We start from the raw sequence: 22702 nt of genomic DNA on the forward strand, positions 1-22702 counted from the left end.
AGCTTAGTCTGCTCATTGGACCCCTAGTCTTTGATCTGGGGGAGTGATAACTCCAAAATGTTTGATGACCTCAAGTCGCCCTTGCTGAAACTGGCCTAGATACATTGGCAAATCAAAATGATTGTCATCTCTAAGAGTGATTTTTTCTGCACCAGCATATCGAGAAAAACCGTGTAAATTCTCCATTACCTGTTGATGAGTTGCGATGTCAGACTTTTCTATGGCTTCTTTAAGCAAATAGATGAGGTCATAATGAGCCTTAGACGAGTAGGTGACCAAGGATGCTTTGCCATGAAATTGTTTAAATTGTTTGATGAATGCTTTGGTGAAATCTGACGACAGTTGACTAAAGAAATGAAGAGGAGTGTAGATCCCTTCTAGATGCTCCGCATCTAACTCCATGAGATAAGTTTCATCAGCCGCAAAAGCAACGATATCTATTGGCTTACTAAATGGAAAACGACGAAATTGTTTAATAAATTCGAATCCATCTGTACCTGGAAGAATCAACATCAACATATCGCTTCCTGAAGCCTCTAGGCGTTCTAAAACAGGCCGAAAATCACGAACGCCAAAGGCAGTGAACTCCACTCCAGTGATTTGGCCTTTATTGTCGTTGACCGACTTTTTGACTCGCTGTGACATACGGTGTGGCCAGATATAGTCGTAACCAAAGATGTAAAACTTAGTTTTATTCGTAGCGATGAAATAGGGAATGACTGGATCAACGTAGTGTTCTGGAATGGTGCTGTAACAAACGAGATAATCATCGTAGTGCCCCCCTTCATAGTCAATGCCGTATAACATAGGGATTTTGTACTTACTGGCGATATCACTCATCGCATATCGAGAGGAGCTGCTTACAGGCCCCATCAAAGCATGAACATTGTGTTGCTGAATAAGCTCACGGGTGTAAGAGACGGTTTTAGCGGGATCAGTATTATTGTCGCGGACGATAAGTTCTATATGGCGACGCTTTACCCCTCCTTGGGTATTGATTTGTTCAACCGCCAATTGAGCCCCTTTTAGTGCTTGTTCTCCATACACGCTATACGTTCCGCTTAAAGGCAGAACAACGCCGATTTTGATCGGTGTAACAGGCTCGGAGCAACTGAGTAAAAAAGTGAGACCGATAAAAGTGATGATTTTGACGATGTTTTGCATGTACGACAGTCCCCAGTAAGCTTTATAGAATACCCGCCCATCTTTATCTTTAAGAATAATACAGTTATTAAGATTAGAGAGTAAAAAGACATGTGAGAGCTTCAGTTTTGAAGAAGAGCCGCATTTTATTAAGAGTTTGAAGTGACTCGAAAGAGTGATTCAACACTTGAGCCAATCGACAAAAATCTTGGAAAGCAGGCAAAACTCTAACAATTCATCTTCCCAATCAAACCGATAGAATGCATTCATCCTGCTAGCTTTGTGATGCAAACACAGTGATTGTTCTTTGTTTGCACAGTCAGTTGGCAATTAAAAAGGATCAAAAAATGAAAGCAAATCTAACCCTAATGAATATGAGTGCTCTTGCTGCACTTTGTTCATTGAATGTCAGTGCTCATGGCTGGGCGGAATTTCCAAGCGCTCGTCAGAACACTTGTTATCAAGATGGTGGATTTTGGACCGATGAAATCCCTAATCAGGCGTGTCAGGCAGCTTACGACCAATCTGGTGCATACCCATTTGTACAGCGAAGTGAGGTCGCAGCGAATGTAGCAAACTATCGAGATATGGCCCATGTTAAAGCCATAGTGCCTGATGGAGAACTGTGCTCGGCGGGAGATTCTGCCAAGAAAGGGCTCAACGTCACGTCGCCCCATTGGCAGCGTACGGATGTTGCTTTAGACGCAAACAACCAGATTGATTTTGTTTTCTACGGCCAAGCTCCACATAACCCTTCTTATTGGGAGTTTTACTTAACCAGGCCAAGTTACGACTCTACGTTACCTTTAACGTGGGATGACCTTGAGCTAATTGATACCGCAGGTGATGTTGCAGTGGATGATCAGAAGCGTTATCGGATGAAAGTGACGTTCCCCGCTGATCGCTCTGGAGACGCAATTCTTTATACTCGCTGGCAACGAATTGATGTCGCTGGCGAGGGTTTCTACAACTGTAGTGATATCACCTTGCGAGGCAGTGGAACCAATCCTCCAACCGATCCTACTGACCCAACGGATCCCAATAACAATCTGACGGCCTTAGGCTACTTTGTGCCACAAGGGTTTGGTCCGGTAGAATCTGGAGATACGATCCGTTTTCGTACTTTTGATGCCACTGGTGCAGAAATTGCTGATGTGTCTTTAGCTATTAGTGCCAACAATACCACGACTTGGGCGGCTGAAATTGCTGATCAGTTTAACTCTCAGCAAACAGGTGATTGGTATGTGGGGATTTGGCACCAAGAGATGAACCACTATATGTTTGATGCCAATAACATATATGCCAATCAGGTACTGGCACCGAACAATACCTTCAGCTATGCGCTTTCGTTAATCAAAGCCGATACTCCTCCCCCAGTTGAACCTACTAACTTGTGGGACCAAGAAAAAGTCTACAATAGCGGCGATGTGGTAACCCATGACGGTAAAGAGTGGACAGCACAATGGTGGACCAAAGGTGAAGAGCCTGGAACCACTGGCGAGTGGGGTGTTTGGCGTTAGTTTACATTGTAAATTGAGAGGACTGCACCAAGTGGCGACAAGTAGGTCGCCATTTTAATTGTTTAAGATGTAGTGTGTCCTGGTTGCTAGGGCATATTACCCATGACTGTGACACAGACTATGCAGTACGGTTTCAAACCTTGCCTTCACTAACATATTGTTTACACTGGAGTCGCTTGAGAAGTATAGGGATATCGAATGAGTCGTATTAGGCAGAAAAATCAGCAACTCATCATTGAAGTTGCAAGTGAACAGTTTGCGACTCATGGTTACGCCGCGACAAAAATGGTAGATATTGCTAAATCGGCTGATATTCCTAAAGCGAATGTATTTTACTACTTTAGCTCCAAAGATAAGCTCTATTACGCGGTATTAAAGACCGTTACCCAACCGCTGTTAGAGGCATCTAAACCGATTGAAGAGCTTAGCGATCCAGTTCAAGCTTTAACTGAATATATCGAGGCAAAACTGCGAATTTCACGTGACCATCCTCATGCGTCAAAGGTATTTGCTAATGAAGTGATGTCTGGGGCGAAGGCCTTACCAGAAGACATCGCTCAAGAGCTGTTTAAACAGTCACAAATGATCATCGATAAATTCTCAACCTGGTCACAGCAGGGGCTTATGGATGACGTTCCAGCTCATCACTTGATGTTTACCATCTGGGCCGCCACCCAAACGTATGCCGATTTTGGTTGGCAAATTTGTAATGTGATGAACAAGGAGCAACTCGATAGCGACGATTACCACCAAGCTGCTCAATTCATCACTCAGCTTATTATCAAGGGCTGTGGGGTTCAAACGCGCAGTTAAGCCGTTACGTGAAACGTTCCTATACCGTTAAAGACTATAAAGTCTCTAATCTGAGTTTTCAGCCGCGAGAGCAATAAAGCACGGTTTGCGATCAGTTGCTATCTGATTAACTTACTCGTTTGAGCATTTGCATGACTTTACCTTGTTTCCACATCAATACCCCCGTTAATGCGACCAAAGGTAAAAGAGCGAACAGAATGACCCACATAAAACTTTCATTGGCTTTTAAGGGGGAGTATAGGGCTGCCCCAACTAAAAGAGCGCATAAGATATGTGTCCATCTTAAAACTAATCGTACCAATTGTCCGTTCATTACTTTTCTCCTGTTTGAATCGTCGAGAAACAATACTATGTCGATTTCGAATAGTTGTTGGATTGAGATAAGCAGTCATAAATTGGTGTCAACGGCTCTATTTAAGGATGAATGACATTGGTCTGTATTCGTAATGAAGAAACCCGCAACGTTTCGTTATGCTAATTTATGGGTTGTCATACTAAATGTATGATAATTAAGATTTTTGTTATTAGTTTGTATTAAAAGTATCAATAGAATGTAGCTCAAACTTTGGAGGAAAAATAACACTCACAATGAGATCTTAAACTCAATTAATCAATTTCATGAATGATATTCGTAGTATTGCATTTTATCTTTTGCGCGCTTTTTAAGCATAAAAATAATATAGGATGTAACATAATGAATAACGGATATAAACTTTCCGCTCTTGCTGTGGCTATTTTGGCTTCAGCGTCGGTTTCAGCCAACGTCAGTGCTGATCCAACTCCAGCTAACTCTCCTTTCATCACAGACGTCAAAGGCAACATTGTAGAAGACTATTCGCCCAAGCCAGCTCAACCAGCATTTTTCTCAATGCGTATGTTGAGTGAACCATCTGATCAACGAGGTGATTGGTTCAATATGTCTGCAAACTACTCGAACTTCCAAGGTGTGGGTGCAGATATTGTGTATGACTTTTTGAGGCCGCCACTTAAGCCACAGCCTATCATTGTTGCGGTTTTAGATTCGGGTGTAGACATTGACCACGAAGATCTAAAAAACAAACTTTGGACCAATGAAGATGAGATCCCTGACAACGGTATCGATGACGACGGTAACGGCTACATTGATGATGTACATGGCTGGAACTACCTAGGTAATTCACTAGGCATTAACGTTGATCAAGATACGTTAGAAGTGACCCGTGAGTACAAAAAGTATCTAGAGCTAAAAGAAAACCATCATTGGATTCCACCGAAGAAACGTAAATACTATCAAGGTGTTGAAGCGGATTATTTAGAGAATGTTGAATATTACACTTCTGCTCTAGAACAAGTAACAGCCGCTACAGAAGAAGCGAACCAATTCAAGGCTCAGATTCTTGCTCTAGTAGAGCATAAAGACTTTACCGTTGATGGACTGCAAGTTCTGCTTTCTCACTCGAATGCTGATGTAGTTGCAGCGGCTCAAGGGTTACTTGGTGTGTTTGATTCTTGGTATTCATTTGAATTTCTAGAGTCACGTACAAGCCGTTATAAGGAGTCTTTGGATTATCACTACAACCTAGACTTCGATACCCGCAGAGATATCGTTATGGATGATATCACCAACCCTTGGGAGAAAGGCTACGGCAATAACGATGTCAAGGGACCAGTTGGTGCACATGGTACTCACGTCGCGGGTATCATTGCAGCAGAACGCCGCAATGGCTTGGGTATTGATGGTATTGCCGATCACGCGCAGATCATGGCTGTACGTATGGTACCAAATGGGGATGAGCGTGATAAAGATATCGCGAATGCAGTCCGCTATGCGGTTGATAACGGGGCAAAAATCATCAATATGAGCTTTGGTAAGAGCTATTCACCACGTAAGCATATTGTTGACCACGCATTCCGCTATGCAGCGCGTAAAGGTGTACTAATTGTTCACTCTGCCGGTAACAGCAAAACGGATAACGATATTAAGCCTAGCTTCCCTAACCGTTTCGCTAAGCATAAATGGTCTCGTCCAATTTCGACTTGGATGGATGTCGGTGCATCGGCAAAATACGCAGATGACTCTATGGTCGCCAGCTTTAGTAACTTTGGTCAGGAAACGGTAGATGTTTTCGCTCCTGGTTATCGAGTATTGTCGTCAACACCTGACAACAACTATGCAGCATACAGTGGCACAAGTATGGCTGCGCCAGTGGTTTCTGGTGTTGCTGCGTTAGTGTGGTCTCATTACCCAGAGCTATCAGCGAAAGAGTTGAAAGAACTGCTAATGAGTAAATCACGTACTTATCCAGAGTTGTTGGTGAAGAAGCCATCGTCTCCGGAAGACTTAGTCCCATTCAGTACTTTGTCTATCTCTGGTGGTATCGTTGATGCTGAAGCAATCTTTGAAGAGCTAGCAAGTCGATAGTACGATTCTTGGATGCAAGAGAGGTCGCGAACTGCGACCTCTTTTATTTGGAGTTAACTCAGTGCTTGCTTCAAGCGTTGCATTGCTTGTTCTAATGTACTAACTGGGCAGCCGAGGTTAAGTCTGACAAAACCGGAACCTTCTTTGCCAAAGGCAATCCCCATACTTGGGACAAGCCCCGCCGCGACAAACTTTTGCTCCAACTCGGTGTCTGTCAGGTTGAGGGCGCGGCAATCTAGCCAAGCCAAATACCCGGCTTGCGGCGTAGTAAATTTCACCACAGGCAGTTCCGCCTGCAAAAACTGCTCAAGCTTAGCAATGTTTGCGCGAAGATAGTCTTTTAGCTCGGTTAACCAACCAGAACATTCTTGATAAGCAATAGTCGCGGCACTCATAGAGAGACTGTTGAAAACGTCCATGCCATGTGCGTCTAGCCTACGAATAAACTGAGTTCGAAGTGACTCATCTGGAATCATAAAATTAGAGATACGCAGTGAAGACAAACCAAATGTCTTACTTGCAGCGGTTGCCACAATCAGGCGTTTAGTGAGCGCTTGTGGCAAGCGCAAAGCAGAGTAATACTGCGCATCGCCAACCACTAAATCGCCCCATATTTCATCACTTAGCAGCCACACTTGGTACTGCTCACACAGCTCGGCTACCTTTGTGATTTCACTTTCTGACCAAACTCGCCCTGTTGGATTGTGTGGGTTACAAAAGATCATCGCTTTTGCTCCATTGGAGAAACAGGTTTCAAGATGGTCAAAGTCGAGTTGATATTCGCTTTTAGTTTCCGTCAATGGGTTCTCAACGACAACACGATCGTTGAGTTCGATGGTCTTACGGAAAGAACCATAGCCCGGATTCTGCACCACAATACTGTCACCTTTTTCGGTGAGCATTTGCAGTGCCATCGCAAGCCCAGGAAGTACACCATGCACTGTGGTAATCCACTCGCGTTGAATATGAGTATCATGTTGGTTCTGGTACCAATCGATTGTCGCTTGGTAATACGCGTTATCGCGTTCCGCGTAACCAAAGATCCCATGCTCAACACGTTGGTGTAGTGCGTCCAACACCACTTGTGGCGCCTTAAAATCATAGTCAGATACCCACATTGGGAGCAAATCCGTTCCTGTTAATCCCAGCTTTTGCTGCATAAAGTCCCATTTAACAGAGCCACTTTCCTTGCGGTTCAGAATTTGGTCGAAAGCGTTCATCAATGATTTACCTTATTTTGTTTCTACTGCTGGTGTATTTGAATGCTCGTCAGAAATCTGTTGCTCGTTTTGCTGTGGCTTTGCTTTTGCGATACCAAAGCCAGTGAAGCCGTAAATCAGAGCGAAGATCACACCGGTGTAACATTGAATCGCCCATGGTAGGTAATCTAATGTCGCCACGCCTAATGTACCTGCCATGTAGATACCAGCGGCAGTCCAAGGGACTAACGGTTCAATGATGGTGCCTGCATCTTCGATGGTGCGAGACAAGTTCTTGGTGTCTAAGCCCATCTTGCGGTAAGCGTTTTGAAACAATTCACCCGGAATCAACAGTGCCAGTTTGCCATCAGAAGTGGTGAAAACCACGGTGATAGTTGCCACTACAGTCGAAGCAATCAGCTGACCTGTAGTGTGAATTGCATGCAGGAACTTACCTAGCACCACGTTTAGTGCACCTGTCAGGCTCAAGATACCCGCGAAGGCAAAGGCACAGAACACCAATAGAATTGTGCTCATCATCGAGAATAGGCCACCTCGGTTAAGCAGTTTCGCGATATCAGGAACCAAGCCATTTACGCTGTGACCGTTGGCCTCAAACATCGCTAGGTTGAAGCCATCGACGTAAGCTTGGAAGCCTTGATTTAGGCTAAAGTCTTGGAAAGCCATACCTAAAACAATTGCGATAGCTGAAGCGCCAAGCATCAATGGCAGGACAGGCTTTTTCGTCAACGCGCCCCACAGGATCATGACTGGTGGAATAAGAAGTAGGATGTTGAAGTTGTAGAGATTATCTAAACCCGAGATGATTTGAACGACTTTCTCTGGTTCGTGAATGTTGGAAATATCAGCACTTTGACCAGCGAAGAAGAACACCACAGATGCAATTACAAATCCCGGAAGAGTGGTGTAAAGCATATGTTGAATGTGTTCGTACAAGGTAGTGCCAGAAACGATAGGTGCAAAGTTGGTTGAATCTGATAGTGGTGAGATTTTATCACCAAAATAGGCACCAGATACGACAGCACCAGCCGCTGCAGCGAGCGAGACGTCTAGCCCTGCTGCAACGCCCATTAGTGCGACGCCAACCGTCCCCGCAGAGCCCCAAGACGTACCCGTACACACGGAAACGACACTTGTGACAAAGAAAGCGGCAATAAGAATGTATTCAGGGCTGATGACTTTAAGTCCCCAGTACACCATGTAAGGGATTGTGCCGCTGACCATCCAGCTACCAATAAGGCCACCAACGGAGACCAAAATCAGAATGACAGGCATCGCTTTTGCCAGTTTTTCTACGATGGCATTGATAATGTCATCCCAGCTGTAACCAATTTTCCACGCGATAAGGCCAGTAAAGGCAGCTGAAATCAGCAATAGAACTTCAATGCGAAGTCCGAGTATTCCGTATCCGACAACCAGAAGTGCAAACATCACCGCGATAGGGGCGAGTGCGATTCCGAACGACGGCAGAGGCTTAGAATTTGTCATGTTATTTATCCTCAGGATCGATGTAGGGTTTGTTCGCAGTGGATAGTAACGGTCATATAATAGGCAAAATGAGAGCGGTGTGTTGTTTTCATGTAAGCGCATACATGAGGTGCGCGAATGTAAGATTCATCACAGTTTTATCCAATCTTTTGTATTGCATTGACGGTTTGACGGCTAACTAAGCTCGCTTCGAATTGATGCTGATTCGGTGGAGAATAGCCATCTTTACTTAAATTTAGCGCCAGTTTCGCTGCATATGTTGACATTTTATCAATTGGGTTATGCATAGTGGTTAATCGTGGGTAGAGGTATCGCGCTAGCAACACATCATCAAACCCAACAATGGAAATGTCTTCCGGGACCGACAGTCCTTGCTCATGCAAACTCGCCATTAAGCCAGCAGCCATCACATCGTTAAATGTCACTACAGCAGTGACGCCTGGGCACGATTGAAGAAGCTGACGCCCCGCTTCTTCACCACCAGATTCACTGAAGTTTTGGTTGATGACCCAACCCGTTGGAATGGCTAAGTTAGCTGCATTCATCGCATCTCGATAGCCTTCAAGGCGATCGGTGCGGTCTTCAATCGGTAGGTCACTGGTGACACATGCAATTTTGCGGTGACCTTGCTGAATCAAATATTCGACTGATTTTCGTGCGCCTGCTCGATTGTCTACCCAGACAGAGCGATTGGAGATTTGTGCAATGGTGCGGTTGAGCAATACCATTGCCGGAAGCTGAGCTGCGTATTGCATTAGCGTAGCATCATCGAGCATCTTGGAGTGGACGACCATAGCTTCACAACCTTGGCTGATGAGAAAGTCGAGCCCCTCTTTTTCTCGCTGAGCATTGTGCCCGCCACTGACAACGACCAACTGGCAGCCATTAGCTCGTGCAACTTCTTCAACGCTTTTAGCGATGAGGGCAAAGAAAGGATCGGCCAAATTTCCTGTCAGTAAGCCTAACGTGTTGTTGCTGCGCTTTGCCAGTGCAGTGGCGCGTGCATCTCTTCGGTAGTTGAGCTGTTTGATTGCACGCTCGACTCGCTCTTGCGTCACAGGTTCGACATAACTGGTTCGGTTGATGACGCGGGAGACGGTTGCTGTCGAAACGCCAGCTAGGCTCGCGACCTCTTTCATGGTTGCCACTCATTTTCTCCAAGGTGGGTATAAAGGGAGTCGAAACGGGGCAGAGTGTAGCGATTATTTATTGTTGATTATGTTAGTAAGCTCAAAGGATAGAACTTTAGAAAAACGCGCAGGTGGCTTGTTTCAGTAATTCAACAACATAGAAAAAACAAAAAAGCCACGCACCTAATAAATTGATAAACGTGGCTGGTTATCTGATTGGGTTGTTTCTGGGCTCAGCCTGCGGTTGGCCCGACGAGTCTTTGCTGCCAGTCTTCGAGTATACCTGTGTCTAAACGACGTTGAATCAAAGCTCCCCATGATTCAACCAAGGGTAAGGTAGACATCTCTTGTAGAAGTGTCGGCTCTAAGCAACCTTCAAAAACGGCACCCATGACACGCGCTAGTGACCAATCTGGATAAGGTCTCTCACACAGAGTAATTTCGTCTCCTGCGCCAATGTCACCTTCTTCTAAGACACGGAAGTACCACCCGGTTCTTAGCGTATCTTGAACTCTTTTCGCCATATCATGTTGATCGAGTCGGACATTGAGCTTCCAACACGGCATGCGTCCTTGCGACACTTCGAGCAGAGTTGAACCAATACGTATTTTATCTTTAAGGCAGATGTTGGCTTCTGTCACACCGGATGAACTTAGGTTTTCGCCAAAAGCGCCCACGGACTGCAAAATGGCTTTATCACCGAGATCTTTTTGCCAAAGTGGGTAGTGCTCGCTTGGGTATATGTGAAGGGCTTTTTGAATGCCACCATGAAAGCGCGGATCGCCTTGTTCATCGTTGGTAAAGCCAACTTTATTGGCGTGTTGTCGCTCTGTGCGAACCTGTTTGTTGATAGCACTTTGTGCGCCATGCGCGAAGGGCTTTGTTGTTCCTGTCAGAACCGCGTTTACAACACCGAGCTTTTTCATGCTTCCTCTCAAACTCTCTTCAATCAATCTAATTGGCATGATAGCCTAGCTCAGTAGTGACGGAATAGGGATGTAAAGACAGTTAACCATGCCAACTTGCCAAATAGAGTCTAACTCAGGGGTGGCCACTTCCAATGAGATGATGGCTGCAAACCCTCATTTACCTGCTTTAGTGAAAACGATAGATATGCCGAAAGGCTATATTGACCATCTGCACCAACATACTTGGCACCAGATTATTTTTCCGTTAAAGGGCTTGCTACAAACTCAAACAGAGCAGTACCAGCACCTTGTGCCTCATACATCGGTTTTGTTTGTCCCTGCGGGTGTCCAGCATGAGTCCATCGCCTTAAGTCATACTACTTTTATTGGTATCTATCTCAATCCTGCGTTTGGTGTGCCTTACGAGTCTGATGTGCGCACAATTTCTCTTACGCCATTTCTCAATGAGCTATTGCAAGAGATTCGTCGCCAGTGTGAGCGTCATGTAGAGGACGATGAGTTAGTGCGTTTGTTAGCGGTGCTGCATGACCAAGTATTGCGAGATAACGTACAGACTTATCAGCTACTGTTGCCCAAAGATCGGCGCTTAAAGCTTATCTTCGAACAACTTACAGAAACGCCTGCATCGGCAATTTCACTCAAAGAGTGGGGAGAGAAAGTTGGCGCGTCAGAGCGGACATTATCGCGCTTGTTTGCCAAGGAGTTTAATACCTCATTTCAGTTATGGCGTCAGCAGATCCGCCTAATCTATTCGCTCTCATTGCTGGATGAAACGCATTCGATTCAAACCATCGCCGATCGCGTCGGGTATCAAAATGACTCCTCATATATCAAAGCGTTTAAGGCGTATTTTGATGTGACTCCTCAGCAGTTCCGTCATCAAACCCGTTAATCTAAAGGTAGCTGGAAGGTACTCTTGATCTCTTTTACCGACACATTTGATTGAATAGCGCTGACCCCTTTGACGCGTCTGATCGAACTGATTCGTTCAAAGTATTCATCCAGATCTTTCGCGACCACCTGCACAATGTAATCTGCTCCGCCAGCAATACAATGACACATGAGTATCCAATCGGACTCTGCGACATAATCTTCAAATGGTTGGGTGTTTTCAACCTCATGGCTGCCCAAGGTCACCAGTGTAAAACCCGACACTTGAAAGCCGAGTTTCTTACGATTCAATCGAGCGGCATACCCCTCGATATAGCCCTCTTCCTCCATTTTTTTCCAGCGTCTCCAGCAAGGTGTTTCGCTTAGGTTCACTGTCTCTGCCAATTTGGAGTTACTCATTCTGCCATCTTTCTGTATATGTTCTAAGATGGATAAATCTGTACTATCTAGCTCAAAATTGGTGGATTCTTTCTTTTTCATATCTTAAATGGAAATAGCCTGCCTTAAATTGCTTTAATGTTAACCCAAATAGCAATTTTATTCCTGAGCAAATCGTTAGACTGGATCTCATATTGAAATTATCACTTTATGGGAGAGAGCAATGAGTGCTCAACTGATGACAGCTTTCATGTTGTTTGCAATATCGATTTCATTGACGCCAGGGGCGGGAAATATTGCTTTAGTAGGGTTGTCGAGCCGCTATGGCATTGGGGCAACACTACCGTTTATTCTCGGTAACGCGGTCGGTGTGGTCGCGATTTTGGGTGGTGCGAGTATTGGCTTGGTGAGCTTATTTACTCTTTACCCCGATCTTTACAATATCTTGAAATGGCTAGGGGCGGGCTATTTGCTCTACATGGCTTGGGGCATTGCCAACATGGAGATGGACGGTAACTCAAGCATCAAGAAATCTGGTTTTATGTCCGGTATTTTGGTTCAAATACTCAACCCGAAAAGCTGGGTCGCTTCATTGACCGTGTTCTCTCAGTTCATTTCCCCAACTAGCGATTACCTAACTCAAGTGGTGATCATTATTAGCGTGATGGTGTTTACTGGTGTCATTGGTATGCTGCTATGGGCGTATTTTGGTTCGATGCTTAATCGCTTTATCCAATCTCCGCAAAAAATGGTCTGGATAAATCGAGGCTTTGGTGCCAGTTTAGTACTTGTCGTGATGTTTATGGTTAGTCAGCCGAGCTTATAACTAGGCTTAGCCGTACTTACTTGCTTAGGTACGTTGGTGTTGAGTTGACTTTCTTTTGCTAGCACGCGCTTTTAGCTGGCTAGGCAAGCAACTAAACATCAACTGGGCAAAAGTCAGCGAGCTAGATTACGAATGGGAGAAACGTGATCTTCGAACGGCACTTGTCGCCGAAGAAATGTTGTACCTTCAACGAGCTCAGGGGTGCTGATCCGATCCATTCGAAAATGACGAAAGTCTTTGCGTGTCGGATCCCAGGCAACCAAATACCATAACGGTGGTAAAATCAGCATGGCTTGTGGCTCAACATATCGTTGGGTTATGGTTCGTTTAGCGTCACGGTATTGAAAACGCAGGTGTAGCCGTTGTAGAAAAGCTTGCTCGAATGCGGGAAGCAGTTCGGAATCCATCGTTCCCATATCAGATATGTCCACCTGCGGAGCAAGCTTTCCGATATACAAGCAACCTAGAAAACGACGCAGATCGCGTACTTGGTCTGAGGGGAGTGCTTTCTCTATCTTCGCAAGACCTACGTCCGCGAGACCAGAGAAAGGTAGGTTTCCGGCCGCGCGCATTGATTCAACGCTGATGAGAAGCGCAAAAACTTCAGAAACTGACAAGCGCACGGTGGTTTGAATTGATCGTGAATCAAGTTGTAAACCACCTCCGCGACCTGGTTCAGAATGGATGACAACACCCTCATCACGAAGTGCGCTAATATCACGCAATATTGTCCGCCTAGATGCGCCAACCTCTTGAGCAAGGTCAGCGACGGTTGAAGTACCGTTGCGGCGAAGGATACGTACTATAGAGTCTTGTCTTAGGCGAATATTCATCTCTAAAGCTTACCATTCAATGGTGTCAGTATTTGGCACCATTACCATATACAGTTTCTCTGTCCTCGTCAGCAAGAAGGTTTCGAGGTTGCCACGCACACTCGTAAATGCTTATGGACTAAAGCGTCACCCTAGGTAGGAGGCGTAGTCTGACGATTCCATCCAGATAAAGGAGAAATGTAATGTTTAATCCAACCGATTTTCCCAAACCCATTTTTGTTTCAGTCAATGACGTGAAACTTGAAGTCTTCGAAGCGGGTTCGCAAAATGCTGGAAACCCCATTGTGCTTTGTCATGGCTGGCCGGAGCATGCCTTTTCTTGGCGTTATCAGATACCAGCTCTCGTAGAGGCGGGATACCATGTCATTGTTCCAAACCAGCGCGGGTACGGCAATTCGTCCTGTCCGACAGAAGTCACAGCCTATGATATAGAGCACTTGTCGGGTGATTTGATCGCGCTTCTTGATCACTACGGATACGAAGACGCCACTTTTGTCGGTCATGATTGGGGAGCGATGGTGGTTTGGGGGCTGGCTTTATTGTATCCAAATCGTGTCAACAAAGTCATAAACCTAAGCTTGCCTTATCAGGAACGCGGAGACACTCCTTGGATCGAATTCATGGAACAAGTACTCGGCAGTGACCACTATTTTGTCCATTTTAATCGGCAACAAGGTGTTGCAGACGCGGTATTGGATGAGAACACGTCTCGATTTCTGCGTAATCTGTATCGGAAAAATGAGCCACTAAGAGAACCAGAACCGGGCATGGCGATGATCAATATCGCCAAGGGCGATACACCGCTCGGAGAGCCGTTAATGAGCGACAGTGAGCTGGTAGTTTTCGAATCCGCTTTTAAATCAACAGGCTTCACTAGCAGTATAAATTGGTACAGAAACCTTGACCGTAATTGGCATTTATTAGCAGACGTAAATCCCATCATCCAAGTGCCGACGCTCATGATCTATGGTGACCGAGATGTGATCCCTAAGTCCGAAAGGCTAACTGTGTTTGTTCCTAATGTAGACGTAGTTAACTTAGATTGCGGCCATTGGATTCAGCAAGAAAAGCCGCAAGAAACCAACCAAGCAATTTTAAGATGGTTGCAACACCAAAGTAGTAGCGCTTAGCCCTAAGCCAGAGTCATTGCATGAAATGGTCCACACTGAGCTATCTGATATGGCTCAGTTATGCCCCAAAGTTTGTTCCGTTTCTAAAAACGTTACAGTGAGTCAGCTAGCTTTGATATACAGAAATTATTGTGTGGTAAAACGCAAGAGCTGACCCCGCTCCCCTTTTTCTTACAATAGCCAATAAAACAGAGTGTTAAGGCTTAAAACACCAAATGAGCAATTACTAATAGTGTTCATTCATAGTGTCAATTGTTAGTGTTCAAAATACTATTTGTCTGATTTTTAATCGAGTGAACTCTGTGATATCTAGGTGTCATTACACTTACTTTGAGGGAATCTAACTGCCGCCACTGTAACTCATTGTTTATTATGTGCTTATTTCTTTGTCTGTTGGTGTCTTTATTTCACTGCCCAGATCATGAAATAGATTTACCAAATCTCCCCCATGTTTTGTCATAGTAAAACATTTAAGTACAAAACATTAGTCTTCAAATATAATTACATTTTGATTAATATGGTCATAATTGTGACTTGAGTCATATTTATGCGCATTTATTGAGGGTTAATTTGCTTTTTAGGTCACTATTTGCGTGATAATAAGAGGTATATTTGTTTAGAGTACAAAGTAAATGCACATTCCTATGATCGTATCAGCACCTTGGGTGGCTTACCCAGAAATCGTTGAGGAGTCCACGCAGTATGGATCATTTAGTGAACCTAACGCGGAAGATGGAGATGACATTTTTAATCTTATTGCCCAGTGTCCACCACTAGATACCAACTCCTCTTACTGCAATTTTTTGCAATCCACTCACTTTCGCCAAACATGCCTCTTAGCCCGCTACGAAGGAGAGATCTCCGGCTTTATTTCCGGTTATCGCAAACCAGAAGAACCGAGTACGCTTTTTATTTGGCAGGTCGCGGTTGCCCCCAAGCACCGAGGTAAAGGCCTTGCATATCAGATGCTTCAAGTACTTTTGACTAAAGACTCTCTGCAAGGCATTGATGCGATTGAAACGACGATTACCCGTGAAAACGGGGCGTCTTGGGCGCTATTCAAAAAGCTCGATGCGCAAAATGGTCAACAAGGTAGCGTTTCAACATTTCTCGATCAAACGACACATTTCAAGGGTAAACACGATACGGAGTATTTGTATCGCATCCCACTCACATCACAGGATAGATAAACGGTCTAATCATGGATATTTTTGACAAGCAAGAATCGCAAGTTCGCTCTTACTGCAACAGCTTCCCGGTTGTTTTTACGAAAGCAAAAGGGTGTTGGCTAGAGACTGAATCCGGTGAAAAGTACCTAGATTTTCTTGCTGGGGCGGGGTCACTCAATTACGGTCATAACAACCCGATATTTAAACAAGCACTGCTCAATTACATCGAAGCTGATGGTATTACGCATGGACTCGACATGCATTCTGGTGCTAAGGCTGAATTCCTCAACGCGTTGCAGAGTCATGTACTAGAACCAAGAGGCCTTAACTACAAAGTTCAGTTTACAGGGCCTACAGGCACCAACGCCGTTGAAGCGGCACTTAAGTTAGCCAGAAAAGCTAAGGGGCGCAGCTCTATCGTCGCCTTCACCAATGGCTTTCATGGCTGTACATCCGGTGCCTTGGCGGCAACAGGCAATCAGCACCATCGACAAGGAGCAGGGGTAAGTTTAAACAATGTCACTCGTATACCTTTTGAGGGCTATGCGGGCATTGATGGGCTGACACTATTTGAAACAATGTTAAGTGACAACTCAGCTGGGGTCGATAAACCTGCGGCTGTGCTTGTTGAAACTGTACAGGGCGAAGGTGGGCTCAACGTTGCTTCAAACGCGTGGTTGCAACGCCTAAGCAAAATCTGCAAACAGAATGATATTTTAGTGATTGTCGATGATATTCAAGCCGGATGTGGGCGCACGGGTACGTTCTTTAGCTTTGAACCTGCAGGTATTAAGCCTGATATGGTGACCTTATCTAAATCAATTGGTGGATACGGTTTGCCTATGGCAATCGTGCTACTCAAGCCTGAACTTGATATTTGGAAACCTGGCGAACATAACGGTACCTTTCGTGGCAACAACCACGCTTTTGTTACTGCCACTCAAGCAATCGAAATGTATTGGGCTGACAACAAACCATTCGAACAGCACATTTCGAACTGCTCAGCCATGGTTTCCGAGGTGATTGCCTCTATTTTGGCCCGCCACCCAGGCATGTTCGTTAAACAAAAGGGGCGTGGGATGATGATCGGCATTGAGTGCAGCAACGGACAACTGGCTGGCGAGATCGCGAAAGCTTGCTTTGACAATGGCTTAATTATTGAGACAGCTGGACCAAATGACGAAGTGTTGAAGTTTTTCGCACCACTTACGATTACTGAATCTGAGTTAGAAACAGGCTTGGACATATTTAAACATGCCGTCGAAGTCGTGATCCAACAACAGTTTAAGAAAGCATCGTAAATAGGAAGAAAATAATGATTGTTCGCACTTTAGAAGAATGCCGCGATAGCGAGCGCAGAGTTGCCTCAGAAACATGGGAAAGCGTTCGTATGTTACTCAAAGATGACAATATGGGTTTTTCATTCCATATCACCACCATTTTTGAGAATACAGAAACGCATATCCATTACCAAAATCATTTGGAGTCCGTCTACTGTATGAGTGGCGAGGGAGAGATAGAAGTTGTCGGTGGAACAACCTACCCAATCAAGCCGGGGACGCTCTACATCCTAGATCAGCATGATGAGCATTATCTCCGTGCATACGAAGGGAAAGAGATGGTGATGGCTTGTGTATTTAATCCACCAATCACGGGTAAAGAAACCCATGATGAGAACGGTGTTTACCCGCTTATTGACTGATTGCCCTTTCTGGCTAGTCAATAGGGCTAGCCTTTCTTTCGCCACGAACCCTACCAACCAAAGGCCGTATCATGACTTATACCGTAGAGAAAATCGGCGGTACTTCGATGACAGCATTCGATGCTGTACTAGATAACATACTGATCAAAAAAGGAAATGAAGAAACTTACAACCGAGTATTTGTGGTTTCCGCTTACAGTGGAATCACTGATGCTTTGCTTGAATGTAAAAAAACCAGTAAGCCGGGTGTGTATCAGTTAGTCGCTCAGCGAGATGCGAGTTGGCAACAGGCGCTAGACTACGTAGAACAAAGAATGTTACTCATAAACGACAATATCTTTGCCGACCCAATGAACCGCCTTCGTGCAGACAAATTTATTCGCTCTCGGATTTCAGAAGCGAAAGTCTGTATCTCTAACATCATGGAAACTTGCCAATATGGTCAGTTTTCGCTGCGACACTACCTACCCCAAGTTAGAGAGTTTCTTTCCTCTATAGGTGAAGCGCACAGTGCGTATAACACTGCACTCAAACTCAAAAATATCGGCACAAACTCAAGGTTTGTTGACTTGTCAGGCTGGGATACACAGGTTCCTAGTAGCTTAGATGATTGCATTCTAAAAGCGTTTGCAGATATCGACATAAGCAAAGAGTTACCTATCGTCACCGGATACGCGTCTTGCAAAGAAGGGTTAATGTCCACTTATGATCGCGGCTATAGTGAAATGACATTTAGTCGTATCGCCTCATTAACCAATGCTGATTTGGCGATCATTCATAAAGAGTACCACCTTAGCTCGGCTGACCCTCGCGTTGTTGGCTCTGATAAAGTTCTGCCATTGGGAAAGACCAACTATGACGTAGCAGATCAACTTGCCAATTTGGGTATGGAAGCGATTCACCCTAATGCAGCAGCAGGCCTACGTGAAAGTGGTATCGAGTTGCAGATCAAAAACACCTTTGAACCGCGGCACCCAGGGACACTGATCTCCGGGGCTTTTCGACCAACGGTGGACAAGGTTGAAATCATTGCTGGTAAAGAGAAAGTCTTTGCCTTACATCTGTTCGATCAAACTATGGTTGGTTGTGTAGACAATGTCAGCTACGACTTAATGCAAATCATCACAGACGCACGAGTGAAATTGGTGGGTAAAGAGATGAATGCTAACTCAATGACACATTACCTCACTGGCAGCAGCGATGCATTGAACAAAGTTCTGTACAAAACAGAGAAGCGATTCCCTAACGCAAACATAAAAGGCCGAATGGTTGCCCTCATTTCTGCAATAGGATCTCAATTTGACACCAACCAAGCACTCGCAAAAGGTGTGTTAGCGTTAATGGAGCAAAGTATTACTCCTATCGCCGTTCATTCATCGATGAGAAATGTGAATGTGCAGTTTGTTGTTGATGACAATGAGTATCAGCCTTCGATATGCGCACTGCATGAGGTGTTTTTTAATCGAAAAAAGCGCTCGCTACATAGCTTAGCAGTGTGAATGCTCGGCTCGTTCGGCAGTTGCAAGAAGAAACCAAGCCCATTCGCCATCACTTGATTCATTCATGAAGCTCAAAATAATAAGTAGTGGAAATTTTTGGTGTAATTTATCGCGACAGTTATGCATGAGTACAGTTCTAGTTACTAAGGTGTCTGCCCGTACAACTCTGTACATATTTGAATAGTGTGCCCCGGGGGTATTCGAAACCATGGATGACAAATAGATGTAGTAGGTGAAATATTTTATTTTTATTGTTTTGATGGGGCCATCAAGAGGGCGTTAAACGCGCCCTCATTGTTCGAAAGAATTAACCTGAGTATGCGTGCGGACTTGAGTATTTCCACAGGGGGTTCCAGTAAGATTCAAGCAAGTCGTCAACTGGTTCACCTTCGATAAGGTAATTGACCTCCGCCAAATTGCCTGGGTAAAGGTTGTCTGAACCAACGATACAGACTTCGTCGTCTACAATCATAACTTTTGCGTGATTACCGGGGGCAGAGTTGACAGGCCCATAGAAGTACCCGCTGGCACTGACAGTAGTCCAGAATGGGTGTCCGATGATGCCTTGGCTAGGTGGTCTCTCTGATAGTGGCTGGGTTTTCAATGTCGCTGTTTTTCCTTCTTCAGGAAGGTTTGGCCACTTGTATGTTTCACCTTCGGTTAGTTTGTCTGCCGGTACTTTGTCTGTGAAGAAGAACGGTGCGATGAAAAGACGTGACAGCGCGTTTTTACGTTTGCCATCACTGTCGTCAAATAGTTGATCAGTCTTTGCATCATGGGTCATGTAATACTCCATCAACCCAAATGTTCGTATGGCCCCGGAGCCAAAAGAGTATTGATCACCTTCTGCACCTGCTCCGGCGTCTAACGGAGAGACAACTATCTGAACAGTCAACTCCTCGTTTTTCAGCAATGCCTCTATAATCCAGTGGCATACAACATGATCTTTCCAGTTCTTTTTCCAGGCACTAATTATATCCTGTTGTGACATACGGATAGTATGTTTAGCATTCAGGATAAGGCTCTTTTTCATTATCTCTGAGCCTATCTTAAAATCGGTATCCCGGTTAGGGCCGGTCCAGTATTTGCCCACGGTCAGAATCCGGTCTGTTTTTTTATAGTTCTCCAGCTTGTCGTAAGAGTTGTATACAAGACGTTCTTCAAAAACATTGGCATCGAGATCTGAAACCGAGCGTAAGTCAAACTTTTCGATTTCATCGACGGCAGGCAAAGGAGGTAAAACAGGGATCTCAGAGTCAGTGCCGGGTTGGATGCCAGTTCGATGGGTCTCGAGAATATTGTTCTGCTTTTCCTGTATGTAGTCCTGTACATAACTAAGCTCGAAAGGGTCATTTGGATAACTAGGCTCGTTATCCCTGTTGTTCCAGACTAGGTTGTCGGTATCTAATGACTCTTTGGTTAGCAGAAATGTATCTGCCGTCCATAACTCGTTAAGGAATAGCTGAGCACCTAAACTAGCTGCACCGTGGACTACGACTGATACGTCATGAACAGGCGGATAGCTTCGGAACAGGTCCATATTTAGGTTGTGGCCTCCAACTAGGGATTCAACACCATCACAGGCAATGATCTTGGTGTGGTTCCAGGTCATCTTCGTATCTGAATCAGAAATTAATGATTCGGGAAGAAATTTCTTCTGTGCTGACATCCAAGAGCCAGAGACCCGCTGATAGAATCTGCCTACGACAAACTCAGGCATGATCTCCCAGTACTCTGAGCGTGTTCTGATTAAGCGGATCAAAGCGGCTTTAAAATCAATAAGGTTGTCAGGCTCATTGATAGGGTAAAGTGGCGTCTGACCAAATATGAACCTGAATTGTGGAGGTTCGTTTCGATCCATAGGGTTGGTAAGTGCGGTATCTATCGCCCCCAGTATTGCTCTTGCCCAGTCAGGGTCGGGACTATTGAGCGATGAGATATCGCATCGATAACGTGTCTTCTGCACTATCTCAACAATAGCCCGTTCAAATTCCCCTTGGCGCGCAATTGCTCTAGGCATTATTTCTGGGCCAAATGGCATTCCCCAGATACTAGGGGTATCAAGTAGTCTTACATAGTTCACATCACTGTCATGATAGAAAAGTTCTTTCTTTGATAGTTCTGCTTTGATTGATTCTATTTTACTCATCTTCACTCTAACTTGCTGTTTATAAACAGCTCGGCAATCGGTAAGTGGACTTTTACTTAATTTAGTCAACGGTTGGTCTAAGAGTTATAAAAACTTCCAGTCAACCCAGCCCTTGTTTCTTCTCTCAGTGGTTACTGGGTAAGCCAACTTATACGGAGGATCGCCTACTACGTCGTCCATATAATAGGTATCGTTCGGGTTACGACCCCATATAGAAGAGACTCGGCGGACATATGGTCTTCCGGGAAGAGTGTTACTGTTTCGAGTTTCTCCTCCTCCCATAATGTCGAATTCACGATGGAAGGTATGAATTTCTTTTCTTAGCTCTAAAACACTTTTCTCAACTGCGCAAGGGACGTCGAAATTCGTCCCCCATTTGGTTAAATAGCCTCTGGCCATTTTGTAGACCAGCTCTGGAACGGGAGCTACCGAATCACTTGCTTTGTCAGCCGAGTAGTAACTGTCACTGGTAGTATTTCCAGCTACTGTGCTGTGTCGGCCCCGACATGCATAGAGTTCATAACCAATCGGCTGAGGGCGGTTGCTGTCAGGGGCGAGGGGATCGGCTTGCTGTGCCTGATTTGCCATACTTGCCCAGCCGGGGTATCTCATGATCCAGTCCCACCAAGACTGGTTATGGATAACTATTTCATTGTTTTCGTTTCTCATTCTTCCGTTTGGCCGCGGCACCAGTGCCTGGAAAGCATGATCCTGTACATTTAAGTTGTATGACTGATCCCAGGAATAAACGCCCACGTAGTTGACAACATTCGGTGGCAGTTGAGTGAGGATACTCCACCATGTACCAGGCCCTGGAACAGGATCAATGGCAAAAATATTTACTGGGGTGGTACGTGTCTTTTCATCGCCATACGCATACAAGAACCAAGCCGCCATGATGGCTTCGCAAGCTCCCCGGCTATGGCCAATGAAATTAATTACGTTCGCTTTAGTTGCGGCCGCTAGGTTTGCGCCGTGTAGTGCTAAAGCTGGCATAGTCCAGCCCATAAGAGATTCTTTATATTTTCTGTACTGATTTCCGCTTATATAGTTAGAAATATCTGACAGCAGGTCATCTGGTGCATTGAGCGGTCCGTTGACCATTAATGGCTCACTGGTGTCTCTGGTGTGTGCCCAGTCATTCTCACCGGCTCCCCTTACTGTTATTCCAACACCTTTCAGCTCGTTTATGATTCTGACAGGTATATAGCCTGTTGAAGGAAGGTATATATTCTTATCACTTGCTTCACGTGATACTTCCCCTTCGTCACGGGTACAGGCTGTACCAGAGAAAGATACCGTCATTACACCTGTTTTCTCAGTCAGTGAGAATTTCGGCAGAGCCGGAAGAGAGGTGCTTACAAGTAAGCCTGAACCGCCTATCAGGCCGGATTTAAGGAAATCTCGCCTTCTTATATTCATATGCCCTAGTCCAAAAAATAGTCGAAAATGTGTTTTATAGTTTGAAGTGAATTCATAAT

General features: G+C 45.0%; 19 protein-coding genes. 10 read left to right on the forward strand and 9 right to left on the reverse strand.

Features of this window, described 5'->3' with window-relative positions; genetic code table 11:
* Positions 1-12 precede the first annotated feature (12 nt).
* Positions 13-1164: a substrate-binding protein gene (locus APB76_RS14480; RefSeq protein ID WP_054961706.1), complete on the reverse strand. Its 1152-nt coding sequence runs from the start codon at positions 1162-1164 to the stop codon at positions 13-15.
* A gap of 326 nt (positions 1165-1490) precedes the next feature.
* Between APB76_RS14480 and APB76_RS14485 the strand changes: the two genes are divergently transcribed.
* The 3 genes from APB76_RS14485 (at position 1491) to APB76_RS14500 (ending at position 5877) form a co-directional block, all read left to right on the forward strand.
* The gene (locus tag APB76_RS14485) at positions 1491-2663 is read left to right on the forward strand and encodes a lytic polysaccharide monooxygenase (RefSeq protein ID WP_049845835.1); all 1173 of its coding nucleotides are present in this window, start codon (positions 1491-1493) and stop codon (positions 2661-2663) included.
* 198 nt (positions 2664-2861) lie between these two features.
* On the forward strand, positions 2862-3476 hold the full coding sequence (locus APB76_RS14490) for a TetR/AcrR family transcriptional regulator (RefSeq protein ID WP_049845834.1): 615 nt from the start codon (positions 2862-2864) through the stop codon (positions 3474-3476).
* Positions 3477-4170: 694 nt separating this feature from the next.
* Complete coding sequence (locus APB76_RS14500) at positions 4171-5877, forward strand: S8 family peptidase (protein WP_054961707.1); 1707 nt, start codon at positions 4171-4173, stop codon at positions 5875-5877.
* A 53-nt stretch (positions 5878-5930) separates the two neighbouring features.
* On the opposite strand, the gene APB76_RS14505 is transcribed toward APB76_RS14500, so the two are convergent.
* The 4 genes from APB76_RS14505 to APB76_RS14520 form a co-directional block, all read right to left on the reverse strand.
* Positions 5931-7097: a MalY/PatB family protein gene (locus tag APB76_RS14505; RefSeq protein ID WP_049845831.1), complete on the reverse strand. Its 1167-nt coding sequence runs from the start codon at positions 7095-7097 to the stop codon at positions 5931-5933.
* A 12-nt stretch (positions 7098-7109) separates the two neighbouring features.
* Positions 7110-8585 carry a Na+/H+ antiporter NhaC gene (gene nhaC / locus APB76_RS14510; RefSeq protein WP_054961708.1) on the reverse strand — a complete coding sequence of 492 codons (1476 nt, stop codon included), beginning with the start codon at positions 8583-8585 and terminating at the stop codon, positions 7110-7112.
* 137 nt (positions 8586-8722) lie between these two features.
* Positions 8723-9733 carry a LacI family DNA-binding transcriptional regulator gene (locus APB76_RS14515; protein ID WP_049845829.1) on the reverse strand — a complete coding sequence of 337 codons (1011 nt, stop codon included), beginning with the start codon at positions 9731-9733 and terminating at the stop codon, positions 8723-8725.
* 215 nt (positions 9734-9948) lie between these two features.
* Positions 9949-10641: an MOSC domain-containing protein gene (locus tag APB76_RS14520; RefSeq protein ID WP_054961709.1), complete on the reverse strand. Its 693-nt coding sequence runs from the start codon at positions 10639-10641 to the stop codon at positions 9949-9951.
* A gap of 88 nt (positions 10642-10729) precedes the next feature.
* On the opposite strand from APB76_RS14520, the gene APB76_RS14525 reads away from it, so the two are divergent.
* Positions 10730-11536, forward strand: a complete 807-nt coding sequence (locus APB76_RS14525; protein WP_054961710.1) for an AraC family transcriptional regulator — start codon at positions 10730-10732, stop codon at positions 11534-11536.
* On the opposite strand, the gene APB76_RS14530 is transcribed toward APB76_RS14525, so the two are convergent.
* The gene (locus APB76_RS14530; RefSeq protein WP_004749350.1) at positions 11533-12015 is read right to left on the reverse strand and encodes an Lrp/AsnC family transcriptional regulator; all 483 of its coding nucleotides are present in this window, start codon (positions 12013-12015) and stop codon (positions 11533-11535) included. The two genes, APB76_RS14525 and APB76_RS14530, sit on opposite strands and share 4 nt — an antisense overlap.
* Positions 12016-12136: 121 nt before the next feature.
* Between APB76_RS14530 and APB76_RS14535 the strand changes: the two genes are divergently transcribed.
* Positions 12137-12739, forward strand: coding sequence for a LysE family translocator (locus tag APB76_RS14535; protein ID WP_054961711.1), 603 nt, complete (start codon positions 12137-12139; stop codon positions 12737-12739).
* A 113-nt stretch (positions 12740-12852) separates the two neighbouring features.
* On the opposite strand, the gene APB76_RS14540 is transcribed toward APB76_RS14535, so the two are convergent.
* On the reverse strand, positions 12853-13572 hold the full coding sequence (locus tag APB76_RS14540) for a helix-turn-helix transcriptional regulator (RefSeq protein WP_049845825.1): 720 nt from the start codon (positions 13570-13572) through the stop codon (positions 12853-12855).
* Positions 13573-13754: 182 nt separating this feature from the next.
* Between APB76_RS14540 and APB76_RS14545 the strand changes: the two genes are divergently transcribed.
* The 5 genes from APB76_RS14545 to APB76_RS14565 all read left to right on the forward strand — a co-directional run bounded on the left by APB76_RS14545 (position 13755) and on the right by APB76_RS14565 (position 19072).
* Positions 13755-14702: an alpha/beta fold hydrolase gene (locus APB76_RS14545; RefSeq protein ID WP_054961712.1), complete on the forward strand. Its 948-nt coding sequence runs from the start codon at positions 13755-13757 to the stop codon at positions 14700-14702.
* Between the two features lie 644 nt (positions 14703-15346).
* On the forward strand, positions 15347-15892 hold the full coding sequence (gene ectA / locus APB76_RS14550) for a diaminobutyrate acetyltransferase (protein ID WP_049845942.1): 546 nt from the start codon (positions 15347-15349) through the stop codon (positions 15890-15892).
* Between the two features lie 11 nt (positions 15893-15903).
* Positions 15904-17172 (forward strand): diaminobutyrate--2-oxoglutarate transaminase, encoded by a 1269-nt coding sequence (gene ectB / locus APB76_RS14555; protein WP_049845823.1) that lies wholly within the window; start codon positions 15904-15906, stop codon positions 17170-17172.
* Between the two features lie 14 nt (positions 17173-17186).
* On the forward strand, positions 17187-17573 hold the full coding sequence (locus APB76_RS14560) for an ectoine synthase (protein WP_049845822.1): 387 nt from the start codon (positions 17187-17189) through the stop codon (positions 17571-17573).
* 71 nt (positions 17574-17644) lie between these two features.
* Positions 17645-19072, forward strand: coding sequence for an aspartate kinase (locus APB76_RS14565; RefSeq protein ID WP_049845821.1), 1428 nt, complete (start codon positions 17645-17647; stop codon positions 19070-19072).
* 307 nt (positions 19073-19379) lie between these two features.
* Here APB76_RS14565 and APB76_RS14570 read toward each other — a convergent pair whose 3' ends face one another.
* Positions 19380-21221, reverse strand: coding sequence for a phospholipase D-like domain-containing protein (locus tag APB76_RS14570; protein ID WP_049845820.1), 1842 nt, complete (start codon positions 21219-21221; stop codon positions 19380-19382).
* 84 nt (positions 21222-21305) lie between these two features.
* Positions 21306-22643, reverse strand: coding sequence for a hypothetical protein (locus APB76_RS14575; protein WP_054961713.1), 1338 nt, complete (start codon positions 22641-22643; stop codon positions 21306-21308).
* Between the last annotated feature and the right edge of the window lie 59 nt (positions 22644-22702).

The organism is Vibrio bivalvicida (assembly GCF_001399455.2).
Classification (GTDB): domain Bacteria; phylum Pseudomonadota; class Gammaproteobacteria; order Enterobacterales; family Vibrionaceae; genus Vibrio; species Vibrio bivalvicida.